We start from the raw sequence: 20706 nt of genomic DNA, 5'->3' as shown, positions 1-20706 counted from the left end.
GCGCGCCGATCTTGGTGTCGGCATTGCGCGGTGCGAGGAAGCCGATCAGTGTCTGCCCGCTCGAAAGCTTGGCGATCTCGGCGTCATTGGGCGGCGCCACCTTGACGACGACGTCCGTGTCCCAGGGATCACCGATGGTCGCGCCGGCCGCGGTGTAGGCCTCGTCGGGAATGAGTGCGCCCAGACCGGCGCCGACCTAGACGATCACCTCCACACCCTGCTCGAGCAGGGATGGAATGATCTTCGGCACCAACGCGACACGTCGTTCGCCCGGGGTCGACTCACGGACGACGCCGAGACTGGTACTGCGGGGCGCAGCCGTCTCTGCGCTCTGCGTTATCTCCACGCAAACTGTCCTCTCGTAGATATTTGCGATGAAGTCACGCTGCGGAGATACCGCCATTGACGCTGATCGCCTGCCCCGTCAGACGAGCTGCGGCCGGACTGCACAAAAAGACTGCAAGCGCCGCGATGTCATCTGCGACCGGTACTCCGAGTTGGGCTTGTTGGGCGGCCTTCGCGAACAGCTTTGCGCTGAATCCATCGCGGGTAATGCGTTCGGTGGAAGCGGTTTCGAGCACAAGGGAGGGCGTCAGCACGTTGGCGCGCACGCCGTCGCGCTTAGCCTCGATGGCGATGGTTCTGGTGAACATGACGATGCCGGCCTTGGCGGCACCGATGACCGATTCGCCCGGCGTGGCGATCTTGGCTGCATCGGACGCGACATTGATGATCACCCCATGCCGCCGCTGGCGCATCATCGGGAGCACTTCGCTTGCCATGTGCATGGATGGCAGTGCGAGATGGGTATAGATTCTGGCGATATCTTCCATAGGGATGTCCGCGAAGAGTTCCGGACGGACCTCGGCCGCGGTCGAACACACCAGGATATCGATGCCGCCCAGGATGCTCTCGGCTTCTCGGGCCATGGCTCTTGCGGAATCCGGATCTATGGCATTGCCTCGGACGAAGGTGACTTTCGCGCCGGACTGCGCGACCAGCGCCGCCGCGTATTCGCCGCGTTTCTCGTTCCGGCCTGCGATAACGATGCGCGGAACGCCGACTGCGGCAAGTCGGCGCGCGGTCGCGAGTCCGATGCCGGCTGTGCCGCCGACGATCAGAGCCCCGCTGTCGTTCAGGTCCTTGGGCGGCGGGAGTTCGTTCACAGCGATACCGTCCCTCGATTGAAGATGTCCTTGGCGATGATCTTCTTCTGGATCTCCGCGGTGCCGTCTGCGATCAGGTAGGCCATCACATCGCGGAAGCGTTGCTGTAGTGGGAATTCCACGGAGTATCCGAGGTTTCCGTGGATGCGCATGGCCGCCTCGATCGCATTCTTGGCGACTACCGGCGCCCACCACTTGCTCATCGATGCGAGTGCGGTGTGCGAGCGGCCGGTTTCGCGCAGCCACAGCGCCCGATAGCAGGTCCACCGTGCGCCCTCCAGATAGGTGGCGTGCTCGGCGAGTTGGAAGGACACCCCCTGGTTGTCGGCAATCGGCCTACCGAAGGCCAGCCGCTGTTGTGCGTAGATGGCGGCTTCCTCCAAGCTCTGCTTGGCTGCCCCGAGGCACAGCAGCCCGAGTGCCGCACGGCTGAAGTCGAAATGGTTCATCGCGGATGTGAAGCCCCGCCCTTCTTCGCCGACGAGGTGCGAGTGCGGTACGAAGACATCATCGAAATGTATTGAGCCCCAACCCAATGGCAAGCAACCCATGCCCGGCATATGGTGGCGGGTAACGCCGGGCGCTTCGAGCGGGACAACGAAACAGCTGACGCCTGAGGCCCGCGTCGTACCGCCCTCGCGGGCGTACACGAGCGCGACCGTAGCGTTCATAGCCCATGAAATGGCGGTCTTCTCCCCATTCAGGCGCCATCCGCCCTGGACTGTTGTCGCGGTGGTCCTAAGACCCGCGGCGTCGGAACCGGAGCTCGGTTCGGTCAGTGCGATCGCGATGGTCTCTTCGCCCGCGATCAGCGGCGGCAGATACCGCTCACGTACTTCCTCGGCTGCCAGGGCCAGTTGGGATCCCGACAGTCCGATCTGTACCGGGATACCCGCCATGTTGACGTCGCCGTAGGCGAGGGTCTCGGTTGCGAGACCGAGAAGGATCGGATCCTCGTGACCGGTACCCCCGTACTGCTCCGGTAATCCGATCCCGAGCACCCCCAGTTCGCCGAGCTTCCTGTTGATGTCGAACGGAAACACTGTGGACGATGCGCGCTCCCGATATCCGGGCAGTAGCACGCGCTCGCTGAACCCCTGCAGGGTCTTGCGAAATTCCTCGTGCTCGTCCGCGAATTCGAAGGACACCATTTCGGGCTCCTCTCTTCTCTATTTGGTCTGACCTATAGTAACATCAGTCCCAAGTTGTGAAAGCGAAGGAGCTACACGCATGGTTGCAGTCCAATGCCATGTGACCGTCCGGTTCCCGGGGCACGCCCCACTGCACTATCGGGCCGACACCAGGGTTGCCCGCAGATTCGCCGAGGCGGCGAACGCGATGGGCAGGGTGCTGGTCGGGATTGACCTGGATATGCGTAAAGCGTTGCGCCCCTTGCCCTGTCAGCTGCTCTGGCAGTGAAGCGACAGAATCTGCCGCTGCCATGCAGCGGCAGTTCGCCGGCGTTGGAATCAGCCCTGGCTGTACTCGCGCAGACGTTGCGCGTAGGTGGCGTTGAATTCGGTATATCGCTGCCGCAATTCGTCCCCGGGCCACTCGGCGGGCAGGAGTTCCGGCGGCAGGCAGGGGTCGATCAGCAGGTGTCGAAGGACTTCGGCACTAGCCATGAAACCCGAGACCAGTCCATCGGCGGCCGCCAGTTCGGTGCATAGCCTGTGTGCTTCGGCTGCCCAGCCGGGCAAGTCCCACAGCGTGCCCGCGAGTTCGGCGTCGTTCTGATACCGCCCCTCGAAAAACAGGCATTGCTCGGCGGCGGCGCCGTCGAACTGCTGAAGCAGATTGGCCGGACGGGTCCACACGCCTTCCCGAAGTTCCGCAAGGCGCAAACCGACCATGCTCTTACGCAGCGCGACACGGTCGGCCAGCGGTCGGGCGGACGTGGTGACGATCGCGATGTCCCAGTTGCCATCCCACTGTTTGGGGGTCGGCGAGCAGCTCTCCTCCTGGTGCTCCTGCCGCCCTACCAGCCGTTCAGTGAGCCGGTAGGTACGGCCCTCGGCAGTCACGTCACCGTCGGCGACCATCCGCGTCAGCGCTACCCGAGTTGTCCGTTCCGCAATCCCGAACAACTCGCCTACCTTGACCAGGGCGCCGATCGGCAGCGCGGGCGGGTGGTAGCCGAGCAGCGTGCTGATCGCGACCGATCGCGCGGTGAGTGGCTGGATGGCGGGTAGGTGGCGGTCTAGCACGGCAGCGACCTTACACCCTCGTCCCGAACTTTCGGTCAGACCATTGAGTGTTACGCATCTCGATGTTACCGTTATGCATCATCTGATGCGCGGCTGTGTCGGCGCTCGCCGACGGAGGCGGGGCACGCACCGCGGGATCGAGGCTTGTTCGGTGCCCAAGGTTCTCTACGAAAAGCGCGGCGAGATCGCGTTTATCACTATCAATCGGCCGGAAAAACGCAATGCGATCGATACCGAAACGGACGACCTGCTATTCCGGGCCTGGTGCGAATTCCGCGATGATCCGGAGGTCCGGCTGGCTATCCTCACCGGGGCCGGTGACCAGGCATTTTGTGCTGGAGCGGATCTGTCGTCGCATGTGGACGGCTGGCTGGAAGGCGGGCCTGGGCTCGGTCGCAGCCTGCTGGACCGCGGCTTCGCCGGTGGCATCACACGCGGGCTGCACCGCACCACGAAGCCGATCATCGCCGCACTAAACGGATGGGTGATCGGCGGCGGCATCGAGCTGGCCCTGGCTTGCGATATCCGCGTTGCCGCCGACGATATTCAATTCGGCTTCTACCACATGCGCCGCGGCATGCACTTCGCCGACGGCGGCATCGTGCGCCTGGTGAATACCTGCGGAGTCGGCATAGCCATGGAACTCGAGCTGATGGGTGAGCCGATCACGGCGGAACGGGCCAAAGAGGTCCACCTCGTCAACCGGATCGTTCCGCGAGCGGAGTTGATGTCGACAGTCGAAGATATGGCGGCCAAGATCCTGCGTAATCCACGAGCCGCGGTGGAATCGGCCAAGGAAACCATCCTGGAAGTCGCCGGTCGGCCGTTGGACGATCAATTGCGGCTCGAATGCCTCTACGGCTACTCCACGATGGGCAATCCAGAGATCGTCGACCGCAAGAATGCGTTCTTGGCTAAGGAAGCACCGTGAGTACCGACCACAGCCCATTGAACCGATCCGCCGAATATCGCGCGAAAGGCTATTGGGGAGACAGCACTTTCGCCTCGGTCATCGACCTGTGGGCCGATCTCGACCCCGATCATCGCTACGTCTCCGATGGCACCAGCGAGCTGACATACGGTGAATTCCGCACGCGGGCTTGGAATCTCGCGGCGGCGCTCGCCGAGCACGGGGTGCGGGCGGGTGACCGGGTCGCGGTCCAGCTGCCGAACTGGACCGAATATTTCCTGATCTATGCCGCTTGCGCGCGGCTCGGTGTGGTCATGATCCCTATTGTGGTGGTCTACCGCGCCGATGAGATCCGCTTCATCGTCGAGAACTCGGGCGCGGTCGCCCTGATCACCTGCGGGGAGTTCCGGCGGTTCGACCATGCCGAGATGGCCGCCGAGGTGGCCGCATCCGTCGACACAGTGCGGTTCCGTGTGGTCGTGCGCGGCGCACCGGCCGAGGGTGCACTCTCGTTCTCCGAGCTCCTGGAGTCGAATTACGATGCCGGACTGCTGCCTGCCATGCCGTCTGCCGACGACCCACACCTGATTCTCTACAGCTCCGGCACCGAGTCCCGGCCCAAAGGTTGTCTGCACACCTGGAATTCGAGTTCCTTCCTGCCCAAGCAGGCGGTGAACGCGTTGAAGATGAGTCGGTCCGACGTAATTTTCATGCCCTCCCCGGTCACGCATGCGCTGGGGCTGACGCTGGGTGTGATGGCTCCGACGTTGGCGGGTGCTTCCGTGCATCTACTCGACATCTTCGATCCCAAGACTGCGCTGCAGCGGATCGGGCAGTACGGGTGCACAGGCGCGGCGAGTCCGGCGCCGTTCATTCGCATGATGCTCGACGCTTATGACCCGGGCGACCACGATGTCTCGTCACTGCGGTTCTGGCTCTCGGCCGGTGCGCCGATCCCGGAAACCCTGGTCGAGGAAGCTGCGAGCAGCTTCAGTGGTTGCCGCGTCGTGAGTGCCTACGGCTCCAGTGAAGTGATGATGGCAACCGTCTGCGGGCCGGACGATTCCGTCGCGCGTGTCGCTTCATCGGACGGCCGCCCGGTCCCCGGCGTCGAGGTGCGGATCGTCGACAAGGATGGCCGGCCCGTGGCGCCGGAAGTGGACGGGGAGATTCGGTACCGCGGTCCGGGGCGCCTGCTCGAGTATTGGCAGCGTCCAGGGCTCACCGCTGCGGCCGTCGACGACGAAGGCTGGTGGCGCACCGGCGATCTCGGGTACCTCGACGAGTCCGGATATCTGCGTGTCACAGGCCGGACCAAGGACATCATTATTCGCGGCGGATTCAACATCAGCGCCCGCGAGGTGGAGGAAGCGCTGCTGGCGCACCCGAAGGTTGCGAACGTGGCCCTGATCGGTGTCCCGGATCCCATTGTGGGAGAACGGGCGTGCGCGGCGATCCAGACCAGGGGAGAGGTCGGCATCACTCTCGAAGAGATGAAGGAGTTCCTGACCAACCAGCGCAAGATCGCTATCTGGAAGGTGCCCGAGCGCATCGAGTTCCTGGATGAATTTCCAGTCACCGCCACCGGGAAGATTCAAAAGTTCATGCTGCGCGAGCGGTTTCGGTCCCTCGCATGATCGGCGAACAGGCGAGCGCGGATATCGCTCGACGAGAGGAGCTGTCATGCCGGGTCCGATGAACTTTTCGACCACGCCGGAGCAGGACGAACTCGTAGATCTTGCCCGCGATTTCGGCAGGCAGCGGCTCGCGCCGTTCTACAAGCAGCGTGAGCGAGAGGGCGCGTTCGATAGAGCGACACTGAGCGAGATGGGCAAGTTGGGCTTTTTCGGCATCGAAATGCCCGAGGAGCTCGGCGGACTCGGCCTGGACTGCGTCACTTCCGGTCTGGTGCTCGAGCAGTTGTGTGCCGCCGACTACAACATCGGGCAACTGATGGTCACGATATCGCTCACGGGAATGATTCTGGCGCGTCATGGCCAGCCGGAGGTCGTCGGGCCGTGGCTCGGGAAAATCCTTGCGGGCGAATCGCTTCCGGCGATCGCGTTGACCGAACCGGGCGGCGGCTCCGATGCGGCGAACCTCGTCGTCAAGGCCCGTCGTGAGGGTGACACATACATTCTCGACGGGGAGAAGACGTCCACCAGCTTTGCGACCCAAGCCGATGTCGCAGTGGTGTGGGCCCGGACCGGCGCGTTCGGCAGTGGCGCCCGCGGGATCAGCGCTTTCGTGGTTCCACTCGATCTGCCGGGCATCACTACGGGGGAGTTCGAAGACCTCGGTGGCCGCGCGGCCGGACGTGGCTGGTTGCACCTGGACGGGGTGACCGTGCCCGCTGACCACTTGCTCGGCACGGAAAACCAGGGCTTTGTTCAGGTGATGCAGGGATTCGACTTCAGCCGCGCCCTCATCGGGCTGCAGTGCCTGGCCGTCGCGCGTCAATCACTCGACGAGACATGGGATTCCGCGGCGCAGCGCCGGAGCTTCGGCAAGCCCTTGACGGCCCACCAGGGCGTGTCCTTCCCGCTGGCCGAGGCTGAGACACATATCCATGCCTGCCGGCTGCTCTGCCTGCAGACGCTGTGGCTCAAGGATCAGGGGCTCCCGCACACCACCGAGGCTGCGATGTGCAAATGGTGGGGCCCGAAGCTGGCATTCGAAGTTGTTCAGACCTGCCTGCTGATCAACGGCCATGCCGCGTACAGCGCGGAGTTGCCCTACGAGCAGCGGCTGCGAGATGTGCTCGGCCTGCAAATCGGGGACGGGACCGCGCAGATCATGAAATTGGTGATCGCCCGTGAGAAGGTGGGCCGAAACGCGGTCGCAGGCTGAGGCTCTGACGGTTGAAGGCCCCCGGCGGTTGCAGGGGGCCTTCGTTCATGCGAAGTTCGGCGAGCGCTTTCCGAGGAAGGCCGTGATGCCTTCCTTGGCCTCGCCCCGGTCGAACAATTCCTGAATCTGTGCCACCTCGTACCGCAGGCCCATGTCGAGCGGAAGATCGAAGGCGGCGTCGACGGTCCGGATGACCGCCTGCTGGGCGGGCAAGGACTTGGTGCGCAGTTCCTCGGCGAGGGAATGTGCGGCAGCACTCGCGCCACCTGCTGTGACGAGCCGGTCGACCAGACCGATCGTGTAAGCCTCGGCCGCCGGCACCTGGCGTGCCGTCAGCATGATGTCGAGGGCGCGGCCGCGGCCGACCAGGCGGGGGAGGCGCTGCGTGCCGCCCGCACCCGGAATCAGACCGAGATTTACCTCCGGCAGACCGAATTTCGCGGCATCGCCCGCGATGCGTAGCGTGCACGCCATGGCGAGCTCGAGGCCGCCGCCGAGTGCGAGACCTTCGACAGCCGCGATCGAGATACGGTCGGCGGAGGCTAGTCGGTCGAGGACGGTGCGAAGCGAGTCTCCATACGCGACAAAGGATTCCGAATCGGCGGCGGACATGCGCTTGATATCGGCGCCCGCCACGAAGTATCCCGGCAGCCCCGACTCCAGTATCAATATCTTGATGTCCCCGACCTCGTCGGCGGCATCGAGGGCGGCGGTGAGCCCTTGGATGATCGGGAGCCCCAGCGGGTTCACCGGTGGGTGCTGCAGTGTCACCGTCATGATGCCGTTGTCGGCGTACGACCATGCGACGGAGGGCGTTCCGGATTCAGACATGGGACCTTCCTCGAGCGTTAACAGAATTTGATCCAATTGTACATAAGGTCGGACCAAACAACTAGGATCGTCGCGGAAACTGCCCGAAGTCGGGACGGCGTTTCTGCTTGTACGCCTCGCGGCCTTCCTTGGCCTCGTCAGTGGCGTAGAACAGCAGATTCGCGTCGTGAGCCAGCTGCTGGATGCCGGCTATCCCGTCCTCTGCGGCATTGAAGCTGGCCTTCATGAGCCGCAGCGCGAACGGTGACATCTGCAGCATCTCTCGGCTCCAGGCGACCGTCTCACGCTCCAAATCGGCCAGCGGCACAACGGTATTCACCAACCCCATCGTCAGGGCCTCGCGCGCGTCGTACTGGCGGCACAGGAACCAGATCTCCTTGGCCTTCTTCACTCCGACCAGTTCAGCCAGCAAGCCGGCGCCGAATCCGCCGTCGAAGGACCCAACCTTCGGCCCCACCTGACCGAATCGGGCATTGTCCGCGGCGATGGTGAGGTCGCACACCAGGTGCAGCACATGTCCGCCGCCGATCGCGTACCCGGCGACCATGGCGACAACGGGTTTGGGCAGTCGGCGGATCTGGATCTGCAGATCGGTAACGTGGAACCGCCCGACGCTGCCCGCATCCTCCGGGCGGGTCAGATACCCGGTGTCCCCGCGCACTCGCTGATCGCCGCCGGAACAGAACGCGTCCGGGCCTTCGCCGGTCAGCACGATGACACCGATCGATGTGTCCTCGCGCGCATCGATCAAGGCGTCGGAGATTTCCATCAGGGTCTGCGGCCGAAAAGCGTTGCGCACCTCGGGACGGCAGATGGTGATCTTCGCAATGCCGTCTTCAGTGTGCTCGTAGCGGATGTCTTCATAATCACGGACGCGCGACCACGTGACGAGCTCCTGCGTGTTGTCGATCGACATGATGTGTCAGGTCCTTCCAGGTAGGTGGACGATGTCGAATGCACGAACGGCTCGACCGGCGGAGGGGAAGACGCCGGTCGAGCCGTTCGGAGTGGTAGGGATCAGGCCATGGTGAGCCCACCACTCACCGAGAGGGTTTGGCCGGTGATGTAATCAGTTGCGTCCGAGGCGAAGAACGCGACCGCCGCCGCGACATCGCTCGGCTGGGCCAGGCGCTTCATCGGCACATTGCGCGTCATGCCCGCGATGACCTTCTCGGCGTCCTGCCCGGCGTTGTCGGCGAACTTACGCAGTGCCGGGGTGTCGGTCGGGCCGGGGCACACCGTATTCGCGGTGATGCCCTTGGTGGCGACCTCGCGCGCGAGGGTCTTGGTGAACGCGATGATCCCGCCCTTGGCTCCGGAGTAGACGGCCTCGAGCGAGGATCCGACGCGCCCGGCATCCGAGCCGATATTGATGACACGGCCCCAGCCGCGGCCGATCATTCCGGGCACGACGGCTTGGGTAACCCGCAGGGCGCCTTTGAAATTGATGTCGAGGACGCGATCCCAGAACGCTTCGGAGGTATCGAGGAACTTCATGAAGTCATCCCAGCCCGCGTTGTTGACGGCGATCTCGACCGGACCGAGCTGCTCGGTGACTGTTTTCACCGCCGCCTGCACGGATGCCGTATCGGTCACATCGACCAGCACGGCGATCGCCGTGCCACCTGCGGCGGTGATATCCGCGGCGGTTTCCTCGGCGGCGGCGAGGTTGAGATCGGCCACCGCGACCCGGAATCCGCCGGCTCCCAGTGTCTTCGAGATGCCTTTACCGATGCCCTGGGCGCCGCCGGTGACGAATGCGACTCGATTGGTCATATCTACTGCTCCGTAGTGTGTGTCGGATTGTGAAGGCGTTCACCGGGATTGGTGCGCCCACTCGATGGGGCCCGCAACGATCGAATGGCTGGTGAGCTTGCGCCCGAGGACCTGCTGGGCGGCGAGCGCGGCCTCGATCATTTTTCGAAGGTCGATGCCTGTCTCGACGCCCATCTCGTGGAACATGCTCACGAGATCTTCGGTGGCGATATTGCCGGTGGATCCGGCGGGCACGGGGCACCCGCCCAGTTCGCCGAAGCTGGATTCGAAGCTGGTGCAACCGGCTTCGAGCGCGGCATAGGCATTGGCCAGACCTTGGCCGCGAGTGTTGTGGAAGTGCGCCGTGACCTCGACGCCCGGCAGCCGGTCGAGTGCCGCCGCGAAGAATTCGGACGAGTACGCCGGGTTGCACATGCCGGTCGTATCGCCGAACCCGATTTCGGTGGCCCCCGCCGCGGCGAACCGTTCGGCCAGGTCGAGAACACGGGTCATCGCGATCTTGCCCTCGTAGGGGCAGCCGAACGAGGTAGCGATGACGGCCGCGCAGTCCAACCCCTCGGCGACAATGCGTTTGGCCATGACGTCGTTGTCGGCCATCGACTCATCGACCGTCCGGTTGACGTTCTTCTTGTTGTGCGTCTCCGAGGCACTGACGAAGATTGCGACCTCATGGAACTTGTCGCGCACCCGCAGTGCATTGTCGAGGCCACGGGTATTGGGTACCAAGACCATCAGGCGGACATCACCGGGGACGTCGATCTCATCGAGAACGGTTGCGCCGTCCGATAGTTGAGGGATGACGTCGGGTCGCACAAAGCTGGCGACTTCGATGCGCCGCACACCGGACCGTCCGAGCGCGTTGATCAGCCTGATCTTGTCGGGGGTCGGAATGTTCTCCGGCTCGTTCTGGAAACCGTCGCGCGGCCCCACTTCCCGGATATGTACCTGCTGTGGATGATTCATCGTTAGTGGTTCCTCTCTCTGCCAGTCAGGATCCGTGGTGGTACAGAGTGCGCTCGAGCTGCTCACGGTGCTCGGGTGCGGCCACCTCGATCATCTGTCGGGCCCGCTGGGCCAAATCCCGGCCGCGTAGTTGAGCGATGCCGTATTCGGTGACCACGAAGTCGACATCGGTACGGGCAGTGGTCACCGAGCCGAATTCGAGTGCCGCCTTGATGGTCGATGTGCCACGGGTGGTCGCCCGCATCGCGATGATCGAGCGCGCGCCGGTCAGTGCCGCGGCGCGGGAGAAGTCGGTTTGGCCACCGACCGCGCCCAGATAGACGTCGCCACGACGTTCGGCGCCCACCTGCCCGGTGAGATCTATTTCGATCGATGAATTGATCGAGACGAACGACTGCAACTGTGCGAGCACTGCGGGGTCGTGGGTATAGCTGGCAGGGCGGAACTCGACCGGAAGTGAACCTACGCGTTCGTAGAGCTTCGTGGTGCCGATGGCGGTCCCGGTGACGACCTTGCCGGCATCGATTTCCTTGCGGGCACCGGTCAATACACCGTTGTCGATCAGCCGCAGCACGTCGTCGGAGATCATCCCGGAATGCATCCCCAGGTCTTCGTGGCCCTCGAGGGCGCGGAGTACTGCTGCGGGCAGCGTGCCGACGCCGATCTGGATCGTGTCGCCGTCTGCGATCAGGCTCGCAATGTGGCGTGCGATCCGGCCTTCGGCCTCGTCGGGCTCGCGTTCGGGTGCGATCAGCAGTGGCCGGTCGGTTTCGATGACTGCGGCGAAGCGTCCCAGCGGTATCGTCGGCGCGCCCCGGGTGACCGGCATCTGCCGGTTGATTTCGGCAATGAGCACCGGCGTGTGCGTGATCGCGTCGGCGACGTAGTCGACGCCTATGCCCAACGAGCAGTTGCCATCCGCGTCGGGCGGAGCCACCTGAAGCAGACCGACGTCGCACGGCAGCGCGCCTTCGGCGAACAATGTGGGCAACGCCGAATAGTGGCACGGTACGACATCGAGGCGGCCGCGCTTGCTCAGCCGTGCTAGGTCGCCCAGCCCGCCGTAGGACACGACTGTCAGCTGCGAGGGAGGTTCACGGGTGACCGCATGATTCCAGGTCAGGCCGACGAAGGCGGCTACCGGGCCGATCTCGGGCAGCTGGTCGACCAGCGCGTTCACCAATGGCGTCGGCTCGGCGGCGGCCTGATTCCACCAGACTCCCATTCCGGCACGGATATACGGCCGTAGATCGATCGTTCGATCGTCTGTCGGGTCGGAATCCACCGTGCACATCCCGTCGATCATCGTAGGGTCTTTGGGCTAATGTACAAAAGGACTGACCAAAAAGCAACGTCAGGACGCGGCCGGGAGCAGTGGGAGCAGATCGGCGATCCGATCGTTCCAGGCCGACGGCGATCCGAAGAGATGCTGGTCGAGCTTGGCCCTCTTGTAATAGAGGTGCAGGTCGTGTTCCCAGGTGTAGCCGATCGCACCGTGCAGTGTCAGCGCGCTGTCCGCCGCCGCTGCGGCTGCTGCCGTCACCTGTGCCTTCGCCGCGGCGGCATGCACCGCACGGTCCGGATGCCCCTCGTCGACCGAGGTCGCTGCGAAGTATGCGATCGATCGGCCCGCCTCCACGGACACCAGCATCGTTGCGGCGGCGTGCTTTACGGCCTGGAACGATCCGATGGGCACGCCGAACTGGTGCCGCGTTTTGCTGTAGGCGACCGCCGAATCGAGCATGCGCTCCATGGCGCCGAGTGCATCCGCGGCGACCAGCACCGCCGCACGCAGTGACGCGGTAGTGAGGCACGCCTGGGCGTCACAGTCCAAAAGGGTGCCCGCGACATCGGTCAGCCGGATATCGGCGGCACTGCGCGTACGGTCCAGCAGGGCGCGTGGTGTGATCGATACGCCCGCGCTGTGGGCGTCGACCAGGTAGAGCCTCGTTCCTTCGGAACTTTGTACCGGCACGATCAGCCGGGCGGCACGGTCGGCTGCGAGGACACTGGTCACTTCGCCGGAGATCGTGCCGCGCTCGGTGACGGGAAAGGCACTCGCCACGTCGGGGGCATGTGAAGCATTCACGGCCAGCGCGACCACGGTCTCACCGGCCAGCGCCGCAGTCGAGATGTCGGTGGGCAGTAGCGGGATCGCGAGGGCCGATGCCAGCCAGGTCGCTGACGGCGCCGCCCGGCGGCCCAATTCCTCAGCGGCAAGGGCGAGTTCGAGAAGTCCGCCGCCCACGCCGCCGATCTCCTCGGGAAATCCGGTGGCGGACCACCCGGCTGCGCTGAAGCTTCCGTCGAAGGCCGAGGGATCGGCGGAATCGGCCCAGTGGCGCGTGGACTCGGGTGGGGCGAAACGGTCCAGCCACCCGGCGAAGGATTCCCGAAACAGTTCTTGTTCTTCAGACAGTTCCCAGCGCATGCCTCTTGCCCTCTCGATCGTGCGGGTGGACGACCGATGCCCGTTTGCAAAGGTCACGGGTGTTATATTCAGGTCTGACCGTTAGACCAGAGATTGGGGAAACAGGATGCCGGCAGCCACCACCGGTGGTACCAAGGGGCGTTCCACGATTCGGCTTGCGCCGATGCAGGTGCCCAAGGCCTCGGATGTGCTCGCTACCGAGCTGCGTGAACGCATCCTCAGTGGCGAGTTCGTGGACAACGCGCCGCTGCCGCCCGAGCGGGAGCTCGTTGTCCAGACTCGGATGAGCCGCACCACCGTGCGAGAAGCGTTGCGGATCCTCGAGGTTCAGGGGTTCGTGCGGATCAAGGCGGGGCGCGGTGGCGGCGCCTTCGTACAGCGGCCCGGTGAGAAGTCGGTCGCTGATTCCGTCGGACTGGTGATCCGCGGACAGCAGATCCGGCTGGCCGCACTGCTCGAAACCCGCGAGGCCATCGAACCCTTCTGCGCCCAGCTGGCCGCGGCGCATCGAACCGACAGTGATCTGGTTGCCTTGGGCGCGGCCAACGATGCCATTGCCGACGCCGGGGAGGACCTGACCGCGTTCCTGCAAGCGAACGTCGACTGGCATGTCGCGGTGGCCTCCGCGAGTCATAACGAACTGCTGACCGGTCTGATGATGGCGCTGTCGCGAGCGATCTACACCGCCACCGCGAACGAGGGTTTCGTGACCGAGGACGTGCGCGGCACGACCTTGCGCGCCCATCGGTCGGTGACCAAAGCAATTCGGGACCAGGACCCCGAGGCCGCCGCGCGGCGGATGACCCGCCACGTGCATACCTACGCCAAGAGCGTGCTCGAATACGAGAACCGCACGTCCATCCCCCTCGGCGAGGATGCCTAGCGGATTCCCGGGCATCCTCGCCGAGCCGTGATGTCGGCCGAGGTTCGATCGCCTATTTCCAGTCACCGACCACCGCACGGATCTCGTCGAGCGCGTCGGGATTCTCGGCGCCGGACAGGTCGCCGGGATCGATACCGAGCACCGCTGCCCGGATGGCGCGGCGCAGGATCTTGGCCGACCTGGTCTTGGGCAGGCGCGACACCTGGTGAACCGCGCTGGGCGCGAACGGCTTCCCCAGTTCGTCGGCGACGATGCGCACCAGCTCCGCCGACACGTCCTCGGTGCAGTCGGCGCGCGGCACCCAGAATGCCCACACCGCCTCGCCCTTCTTCGGATCGGGGACCCCGATCGCCGCGGCCTCCGACACGGCGGGGTGGGTAGCCATTGCCGCCTCGACCTCCGCGGCGGCGAGCCGCTTGCCCGCGATGTTCATGACGTCGTCGGAGCGGCCGCGGATGTACCACTGTCCGTCGTCGACGAGTGCGTAATCGCCATGCCGCCACAGTCCGGGGAAGGTGGACCAGTAAGCCTCGAGATAGCGCTCGTCGTCCTTCCAGATACCGCGGGTCATCGATGGCCACGGCTGCCTGCAGACGAGTTCGCCGGGCTCCCCGCGAACAGGCTGTCCGTTCGGATCGACCACATCGACGTCCATGCCCAGCGACGGCCCGCCCAGTGAGCAGCTGTGGATCGCCTCGACCGGGTAGGGGGCCAGGAATGAACCCCCGACCTCGGTGCCGCCGGAGAAGTTGATCACGGGAACCCGGCTGCCGAAGACATCGCGGGCGAGCCATTCATACGAGTCCGGGTCCCACGGTTCGCCGGTCGATCCGACGGTGTGGACCGAGGACAGGTTGATTTCGGCGGGTACCGAGTCGGTGCCGGTGCGCAGCGTGCGGATCAGAGTGGGGGAGACGCCGAGCATCGTGACCTCATGCCGTTCGGCCAGGTGCCACAACCGATTTCGATCCGGAACATCGGGCGAGCCTTCGTAGAGCACCAGCGTGCCGGCATTCGCGTGCGTGCCGACGATGGACAGCGGACCCATGATCCAGCCCATATCGGTGATCCAGCAGAAGACACCACCCGGTCCCAGATCGAACGAATACGCGACCTCGCTCGCGGTTTTGACGAGGAACCCGGCGTGGGTATGAACGGCGCCCTTCGGCTTGCCGGTGGTACCCGAGGTGTAGCCGAGCAGCAGCGGGTCCGACGGGTCGAGTGCTTCGCTGGGTCCTGGCGTACCGCCCGTTGTGAGCAGGTCGCTCCATGCGGTCTCGTCGGCGCCGAGCGGAGTGTGCTGTTCCAGATTGTCGACGACCACCACATGTCGGACGGCCGGACAGGATTTCAGCGCCTCGTCGAGGAATGGCTTCATCGCGAGCTTCTTGCCCCGGCGCACGGTCCCATCGGCGACGATGACGACCTCCGCCTCGGCATCTTGGATCCGGGATGCGATCGCATTCGCAGCGAATCCCGAAAACAGCGGCACTACAACGGCTCCCAGGTAGGCGATCGCATACAGCGCGACCACCGCTTCCGGAATCATCGGCAGGTACAACGCCACCGCGTCACCCTTGTGGACGCCGATGGCGCGCAGCCCCGCGGCGGCCTGTTCGACCTCGGCCGCCAGCTCTCGGTAGGTGAGTGTGCGAGTGGCGCCGTCCTCGGTTTCGTGCACCACCGCGGTGCGCTGTGCCGATACCGGGTCGGTCAGCCAACGCTGCAGGCAGCCGTCGACGATGTTGATCCGGCCCCCGACGAACCAATCCGGATACTCGACGCCGTGGGAGATATCGAGCACCTCCCGATAGGGCTCCCGAAAAGGCAGACCGAGGTCGTGGACGACCGCGTCCCAATACCACCGGACATCGGCGACCGAACGCGCCCGCAATTCCGGTAGCGAGGCCAGTCCGTTCGTGCGTGCCAGGCGCGTCACATTCGCGTTCTCGATGTAGTCCTCGGTGGGCATCCAGGTGTAGTCGGACACGGTCAGCTCCTTGGCATTTCGAGCATGCGCTCGGCGACGATATTGCGCTGGATGAAGGTGGATCCGCCGGCGATCGCGGTGCCCCGGGCCTGATAGGCCAGCCGTAGCCATTTCGCGGCGTGCTGTTCGGGATCCTCGACCGCCAGCTGGCCGCCGAGCGGCTCGAGCGACAGCCGGAAGTCGGTCAGGTCCTCCACCAGCGGGCAGAAGTACAGCTTGCCGATCGAGGTCACCGGCCCGGGCGGGCCGTCGTCGGCGGCCAGCGCGATGACGCGCTGACCGATGAGATAGTGCACGAGGGCGCGTGCGTAGAGGTCGGCCGCCTGTTGCCGGACGGCGGGACGCTGCCCGAGCGGGCGTCCCATCTCGTCGGTCATGGTCGCGATGTCGGCGATGACCTCGTCGACCGCCCGTTTGGTGTTCACCCGGCCGGTCGCGATCGCGACCCGTTCATAGGCGAGCGTGCCCATCGCGACCCGCCAGCCGCCGTCGACCTCGCCGACGACGAGGTCGTCGGGGATGAACACATTATCGAGGAAGACTTCGTTGAATTCAGCCTCGCCCAGCATGTGGGCCAGGGGCCGCACGGTGACGCCGGCGCTGTCGATCGGCAGCAGGAAGAAGGTGATCCCCTTGTGCCGGGGTCCGCCGCCGGTGCGGGCCAGCAGGATCGCATGCGCGGCGATGTGCGCGCGGCTGGTCCAGATCTTCTGACCGTTGATCAACCACCCGCCCTCGACGCGAGTCGCCTTGGTGCGCAACGACGCCAGGTCCGAGCCCGCGTCGGGTTCGGAGAACAGCTGGCACCAGATCTCCTCGCCGGTAAGGATCGGGCGGAGGAACCGCTCCTTCTGTGCTTCGGTGCCGAAGTCGACAATGGTCGGACCGGCGAAGTCCTCGCCGATGGTGTTCAGGCGTTCCGGTGCACCCGCTCGATCGAGCTCCTCGGTGAAGATGGCCCGGCGAATCACATCGGCGCCGTGGCCGCCGTACTTCTTCGGCCACGTCAGACCGGCGTATCCGGCGTCGTACAGCACTCGTTGCCACTGCTGCCAGAAGGGCACCTTGCCGACCAGGTCCACCGGCTCAGGCCAGGGGAGGGTGGGCAGCGTCGCGGCCAACCAGTTTCGGACTTCCTCGCGGAACTGCGCCTCGTCCGGGGCGTCGGCCAGGTTCATGATTGATACTCCTCCATTCAGTGGTGCAATAATACTATAGGTCAGTCCAAAACGACATCCTGGGAGATTGGTATGGCTGAGCTCGAGCTCGGCGCGATCGTCGACGAAGTGGACTATGTGGTCGAGCGCGGCAAGATCGGTGAGTTCGCCCGCGCGACCGGCACCGAAGACCTGGTTCATATAGACGAAAAGTCGGCTGTGGCAGCGGGATTCGATTCGATTCCGGCGACGCTGACGCACAGTGTGGTCGCCGGGCACCAACGAGACCAGCGCGGATTCGTCGAGAAGCTGGGTCTGCGGATGGAGCGAGTCGTAGTCGGCTCGGTGCGATGGCGGTATGTGCGGCCATTGACTGCCGGTGACTCGCTGCGCGGGATCCGCCGGGTGGTCGCCGATGAGACTCGGGAAGGCAGGCGAGGTGGGGCGATGCGCATCGTCACGCTCGAGACCGAGTACCGAGACGTCACCGGCGCAACGATTCTCACGCAGGAGGAAGTGTTGATCGAGAGAGGAAGCAAGGAATGAGGACACCGGTGCGAACCCTGGTGGGACAGGCGCATCCCACGCGGACGATCGGCCCGCTGACGTTGACCGATGTGGTCCGGTTTGCCGGTGCCGGTGGTGATTTCAACCCACTCCACCACGATGGCCAGGTGGCACACGCGGCTGGGTTCCCCGCGATCGTGTCGATGGGGCAACTGCAGGCCGGGATGCTGGCGGGCTGGCTGTCGGACAGTTTCGGTGTCGAACATGTTCGCGAGTTCGAAATTCGTTTCGTCGCACCGGTATTTGTCGGCGACGTATTGACTTTCGGTGGTGTGGTCATCTCGATCAGGCAGCAAGGTGAAATGCGGTTGGCGCAGCTCGATCTGGAGGCGACACGGAACGGCAAACCGGTGGTTGCGGGGAAGGCGGCCGTTGTAGTGGACGGCTGAAAGGGTCTCTCGCGGAACACGAATCGGGCGGTGCGCTTATCGATGCGCACCGCCCGATTCGTGTTCTCCTGCCCCGAGCTGCTCGGCGATCTGCGTGCGCAGTATGTGCTTCTGGATCTTGCCGGTGGCGGTCATGGGCAGCTCATTGGCAATCTCGAGTCGCTGCGGCACCTTCTGCACGGCCAAACCGGCATCGAGCAGGTATTTCTTGATTTCTACGAGCGTGAGGGGGTGCACCGGATCCAACGGTACGAGATAGCAGCAGACCGCCTCGCCGAGCTTGAGGTCGGGCATTCCGACCACGGCCACGGCTCGCACGCCAGGATGCGCGGTGAGCAGGTCCTCGATCTCGCGGACGCTGATATTGAGGCCGCCGCGGATGACGATGTCCTTGGTGCGGCCGGTGACTCGAATGAACCCATCTGCGTCCATCTGCCCGAGGTCGCCCGAGCGGGAGTAGCCGTTCGCGGTGAACAGCGCCGCGGTCTCCTCGGGCTGGTCGAGATATTCGAGCATGTGCATTGCACCCTTGTAGGCGATATCGCCCTCCTCACCGCGAGGCACCTCGTTGCCGGCCTGATCCACGATGCGAACCGATTGCAGCGGCAGCGCTCGGCCATCCGAGGTCACTGATCGTGCTGGGTCGTCGTCGACCGCGCAGACAGTCGTGCTCAGATTCTCCGACCGCCCGTACAGGCTGAGTACCCGCATTGTCGGGAGCAGCTTCGTGGCCCGCTCGACGACGTTGCCGGGAATCGGCGACCCGGCCGCCACCCAGATGCGCATACTGCTGATGTCATCAGTCTCGGAATCGTATGTATCCATGAGCATTTGCAGGAACGTGGTGGCGCATACGACCGCGGTGCAGCCGTGTTTGCGGATCTGGTCCATGCCGCGCTTGGGGTCCCACGCTTCCATGAGATGCGATGCGGCGCCGTGGATGAGCGGCAGAATCACGCTCGTCACCAGGCCGGTCGTATGCGTGATGGGGGAGGGGCCGAACTGGACGTCCTGTGCCGTGTAGGCGAAGGCCTTCGCCAACAGCCGGGCGGCGCAGGCATAAGTGTTGAAAGTGTGCACACAGCCTTTCGGCCGCGATGTCGTGCCGCTCGTATAGACGATCAGGAACGGCTCGTCCGGTCCTGCTGCAGGGCCGAGTTCGGCGTGGGCGGCCGCGGGTTCGATTTCGGCGACGAGTGACTCGAAGCGGATCACATCGGTGGGCACGTCGGTGCTGCGCAACACCACGATCTCCGCGAGGCCGGGCAATTCGTCGCGCAGCCCGCGGTACATCTCCAGATACTCGAACTTCTTGAAGCTGTTGGGGCAGATCGCGATTCGAACGTCGGCGGTATCGAGCACATAGCGGACCTCGTCGCGCCGGTAGATCGGCATGATCGGCACGAGGATGGCCCCGAGCCGGGACAGCGCCGCGCTGATAGTCGCGAATTCCGTCCAGTTCGGGATCTGTGCGGAGACCCGATCGCCGGGCCCGATCCCGTGTCGCCGCAGTCCGACGGCGAGTCCCACCGCTCGGTCGCGCAATTCGCGGAAGGTCAGTGACGAGGTGTCATCGGTGAGGAATACATGGTCGGGCTGAGCGGCGGCCTGGGCTTCGAGTATGTCGAACAGATTCTCCCGGTGCCACTGCCCGGTGGCGTAGAAGTGCCGGATGTCCTCTTCCGAGAAGCGGTCGGTCACCGAGGCGATGGTCATGAGATGTCCTTCGAGATATCAGCGGTAGCACGCCGAGCTGGTTTGGGCCGATAATAGAATGGTCTGACCGTAAGGTCAACGGAGCCGCCACACGGGCTCGCGTTTTTCGCGGAAGGCGGCGACGCCCTCGGAGATGTCTTCGGTGGTGAAGGCGAGCGCCAACTGTGCGCGCAGAGCCTCGAGCGCCGCGGGCAGTGACAGATCTCTGGTCGCGTTGATCGCGTCCTTGCCCAGTCGCATGAGCAGCGGGGATTTACCAGCGAGCCGGGTGGCCCAGGCTCGAACGGTGTCGTCGAACTCTGCTGCGGGTAGAACGCGGTTGACTATGCCGAGTTCGAACGCCTCGCCGGCCGAGATGGTATCGCCGAGCATCATCAGTTCGTTGGCGCGCATGCGCCCGATATTTCGATAGATCAGCGCGGAGATCATGAAGGGAAAGACGCCGACATTGATTTCGGGGCAGCCGAAACGGACGGACTCCTTGGCGAGAATGAGATCGCAGGCCAGCGCCAGGCCGAAGGCGCCGGCCAGCACATCCCCGTTCGCGGCGCAGATGACCGGTTTGCCGAGGCCGCCGATCAGTTGATAAAGCCGTGGAAACCTGTCCAGCCCGGCATATTTGCGGATGGTCGGGGTCTCTCCCGCGAAGGCTTTGAGGTCGCCGCCCGCCGAAAAGATCCGATCATGTGACGAGGTCAGGACCACAACCCGCACTGATTCCGCCGCCGCGGCGCGCTCGAATGCATCGATCAGCTGATCGAGCAGGTCGTCGCCGAGCGCATTGCGGGATTGGGGGTGGTCGAGGGTGATCACCGCGATACCGCCGTCCTCCTCGTACCGAACCAAGGATTGCATGGGAGTCCCTTCGGA

At 64.6% G+C, this 20706-nt stretch carries 20 protein-coding genes and 2 pseudogenes; 7 read left to right on the top strand and 15 right to left on the bottom strand.

Going from position 1 to position 20706, the window contains the following annotated elements; translation table 11 throughout:
• The 3 genes and pseudogenes from JWN03_RS16600 to JWN03_RS16590 form a co-directional block, all read right to left on the bottom strand.
• Positions 1–346 (bottom strand): annotated as a pseudogene (locus tag JWN03_RS16600) (NAD(P)(+) transhydrogenase (Re/Si-specific) subunit alpha); the annotation flags it as partial.
• Positions 347–380: 34 nt separating this feature from the next.
• A complete protein-coding gene (locus JWN03_RS16595) occupies positions 381–1172 on the bottom strand; it encodes an SDR family NAD(P)-dependent oxidoreductase (protein ID WP_297615464.1) in 792 nt (263 codons plus the stop codon).
• Entirely contained in the window at positions 1163–2317 is a 1155-nt protein-coding gene (locus tag JWN03_RS16590; protein WP_297615453.1) for an acyl-CoA dehydrogenase family protein, read from the bottom strand. Before JWN03_RS16590 ends, JWN03_RS16595 begins: the two co-directional genes overlap by 10 nt.
• Positions 2318–2396: 79 nt before the next feature.
• Between JWN03_RS16590 and JWN03_RS16585 the strand changes: the two genes are divergently transcribed.
• Positions 2397–2585, top strand: coding sequence for a hypothetical protein (locus JWN03_RS16585; protein WP_297615451.1), 189 nt, complete (start codon positions 2397–2399; stop codon positions 2583–2585).
• A gap of 50 nt (positions 2586–2635) precedes the next feature.
• Here the strand turns inward: JWN03_RS16585 and JWN03_RS16580 are convergent, their stop codons facing one another.
• On the bottom strand, positions 2636–3208 hold the full coding sequence (locus JWN03_RS16580) for a PaaX family transcriptional regulator C-terminal domain-containing protein (protein WP_297615449.1): 573 nt from the start codon (positions 3206–3208) through the stop codon (positions 2636–2638).
• Positions 3209–3211: 3 nt separating this feature from the next.
• Positions 3212–3373 (bottom strand): annotated as a pseudogene (locus tag JWN03_RS45510) (PaaX domain-containing protein, C- domain protein); the annotation flags it as partial.
• Between JWN03_RS45510 and JWN03_RS16575 the strand changes: the two are divergent.
• Genes JWN03_RS16575 through JWN03_RS16565 form a run of 3 tightly spaced genes read left to right on the top strand, consistent with a single transcriptional unit; the run spans position 3312 to position 7133 of the window.
• Positions 3312–4304: an enoyl-CoA hydratase/isomerase family protein gene (locus JWN03_RS16575; protein ID WP_297615447.1), complete on the top strand. Its 993-nt coding sequence runs from the start codon at positions 3312–3314 to the stop codon at positions 4302–4304. The pseudogene JWN03_RS45510 and the gene JWN03_RS16575 overlap by 62 nt on opposite strands.
• Positions 4301–5920 carry an AMP-binding protein gene (locus JWN03_RS16570; protein ID WP_297615445.1) on the top strand — a complete coding sequence of 540 codons (1620 nt, stop codon included), beginning with the start codon at positions 4301–4303 and terminating at the stop codon, positions 5918–5920. Before JWN03_RS16575 ends, JWN03_RS16570 begins: the two co-directional genes overlap by 4 nt.
• A gap of 46 nt (positions 5921–5966) precedes the next feature.
• Positions 5967–7133, top strand: coding sequence for an acyl-CoA dehydrogenase family protein (locus JWN03_RS16565; RefSeq protein ID WP_297615443.1), 1167 nt, complete (start codon positions 5967–5969; stop codon positions 7131–7133).
• Positions 7134–7178: 45 nt separating this feature from the next.
• Here the strand turns inward: JWN03_RS16565 and JWN03_RS16560 are convergent, their stop codons facing one another.
• The 6 genes from JWN03_RS16560 to JWN03_RS16535 form a co-directional block, all read right to left on the bottom strand.
• The gene (locus JWN03_RS16560; RefSeq protein WP_297615441.1) at positions 7179–7964 is read right to left on the bottom strand and encodes an enoyl-CoA hydratase-related protein; all 786 of its coding nucleotides are present in this window, start codon (positions 7962–7964) and stop codon (positions 7179–7181) included.
• A 61-nt stretch (positions 7965–8025) separates the two neighbouring features.
• The gene (menB, locus tag JWN03_RS16555) at positions 8026–8880 is read right to left on the bottom strand and encodes a 1,4-dihydroxy-2-naphthoyl-CoA synthase (RefSeq protein WP_297615439.1); all 855 of its coding nucleotides are present in this window, start codon (positions 8878–8880) and stop codon (positions 8026–8028) included.
• A 101-nt stretch (positions 8881–8981) separates the two neighbouring features.
• The gene (locus JWN03_RS16550; RefSeq protein WP_297615437.1) at positions 8982–9740 is read right to left on the bottom strand and encodes an SDR family NAD(P)-dependent oxidoreductase; all 759 of its coding nucleotides are present in this window, start codon (positions 9738–9740) and stop codon (positions 8982–8984) included.
• A gap of 39 nt (positions 9741–9779) precedes the next feature.
• Positions 9780–10703 carry a hydroxymethylglutaryl-CoA lyase gene (locus JWN03_RS16545; RefSeq protein ID WP_297615435.1) on the bottom strand — a complete coding sequence of 308 codons (924 nt, stop codon included), beginning with the start codon at positions 10701–10703 and terminating at the stop codon, positions 9780–9782.
• Between the two features lie 25 nt (positions 10704–10728).
• Entirely contained in the window at positions 10729–12009 is a 1281-nt protein-coding gene (locus JWN03_RS16540) for an acetyl-CoA hydrolase/transferase family protein (protein ID WP_441343002.1), read from the bottom strand.
• Positions 12010–12057: 48 nt separating this feature from the next.
• Entirely contained in the window at positions 12058–13134 is a 1077-nt protein-coding gene (locus tag JWN03_RS16535; RefSeq protein WP_297615460.1) for an acyl-CoA dehydrogenase family protein, read from the bottom strand.
• Between the two features lie 106 nt (positions 13135–13240).
• Here JWN03_RS16535 and JWN03_RS16530 point away from each other — a divergent pair, with 106 nt between their 5' ends.
• Positions 13241–14017: a FadR/GntR family transcriptional regulator gene (locus JWN03_RS16530; RefSeq protein ID WP_297615432.1), complete on the top strand. Its 777-nt coding sequence runs from the start codon at positions 13241–13243 to the stop codon at positions 14015–14017.
• 52 nt (positions 14018–14069) lie between these two features.
• Here JWN03_RS16530 and JWN03_RS16525 read toward each other — a convergent pair whose 3' ends face one another.
• Both JWN03_RS16525 and JWN03_RS16520 read right to left on the bottom strand, forming a co-directional pair.
• Complete coding sequence (locus tag JWN03_RS16525; RefSeq protein ID WP_297615430.1) at positions 14070–16007, bottom strand: AMP-binding protein; 1938 nt, start codon at positions 16005–16007, stop codon at positions 14070–14072.
• Between the two features lie 2 nt (positions 16008–16009).
• Entirely contained in the window at positions 16010–17185 is a 1176-nt protein-coding gene (locus tag JWN03_RS16520; protein ID WP_297615428.1) for an acyl-CoA dehydrogenase family protein, read from the bottom strand.
• A 72-nt stretch (positions 17186–17257) separates the two neighbouring features.
• Here JWN03_RS16520 and JWN03_RS16515 point away from each other — a divergent pair, with 72 nt between their 5' ends.
• Positions 17258–17710 carry an FAS1-like dehydratase domain-containing protein gene (locus tag JWN03_RS16515; protein WP_297615426.1) on the top strand — a complete coding sequence of 151 codons (453 nt, stop codon included), beginning with the start codon at positions 17258–17260 and terminating at the stop codon, positions 17708–17710.
• The gene (locus tag JWN03_RS16510) at positions 17707–18120 is read left to right on the top strand and encodes a MaoC family dehydratase (protein WP_297615424.1); all 414 of its coding nucleotides are present in this window, start codon (positions 17707–17709) and stop codon (positions 18118–18120) included. Before JWN03_RS16515 ends, JWN03_RS16510 begins: the two co-directional genes overlap by 4 nt.
• Before the next feature lie 36 nt (positions 18121–18156).
• Here JWN03_RS16510 and JWN03_RS16505 read toward each other — a convergent pair whose 3' ends face one another.
• Positions 18157–19836: an AMP-binding protein gene (locus JWN03_RS16505; RefSeq protein ID WP_297615422.1), complete on the bottom strand. Its 1680-nt coding sequence runs from the start codon at positions 19834–19836 to the stop codon at positions 18157–18159.
• A gap of 75 nt (positions 19837–19911) precedes the next feature.
• Positions 19912–20691, bottom strand: a complete 780-nt coding sequence (locus JWN03_RS16500) for an enoyl-CoA hydratase/isomerase family protein (protein WP_297615421.1) — start codon at positions 20689–20691, stop codon at positions 19912–19914.
• Positions 20692–20706 lie beyond the last annotated feature (15 nt).

Origin of the sequence: Nocardia sp., from assembly GCF_025465275.1 — a bacterium.
Lineage (GTDB): Bacteria > Actinomycetota > Actinomycetes > Mycobacteriales > Mycobacteriaceae > Nocardia.
The sequence above is the reverse complement of the archived record's forward strand: the minus strand, read 5'-3'. Positions and strand labels throughout refer to the sequence as shown.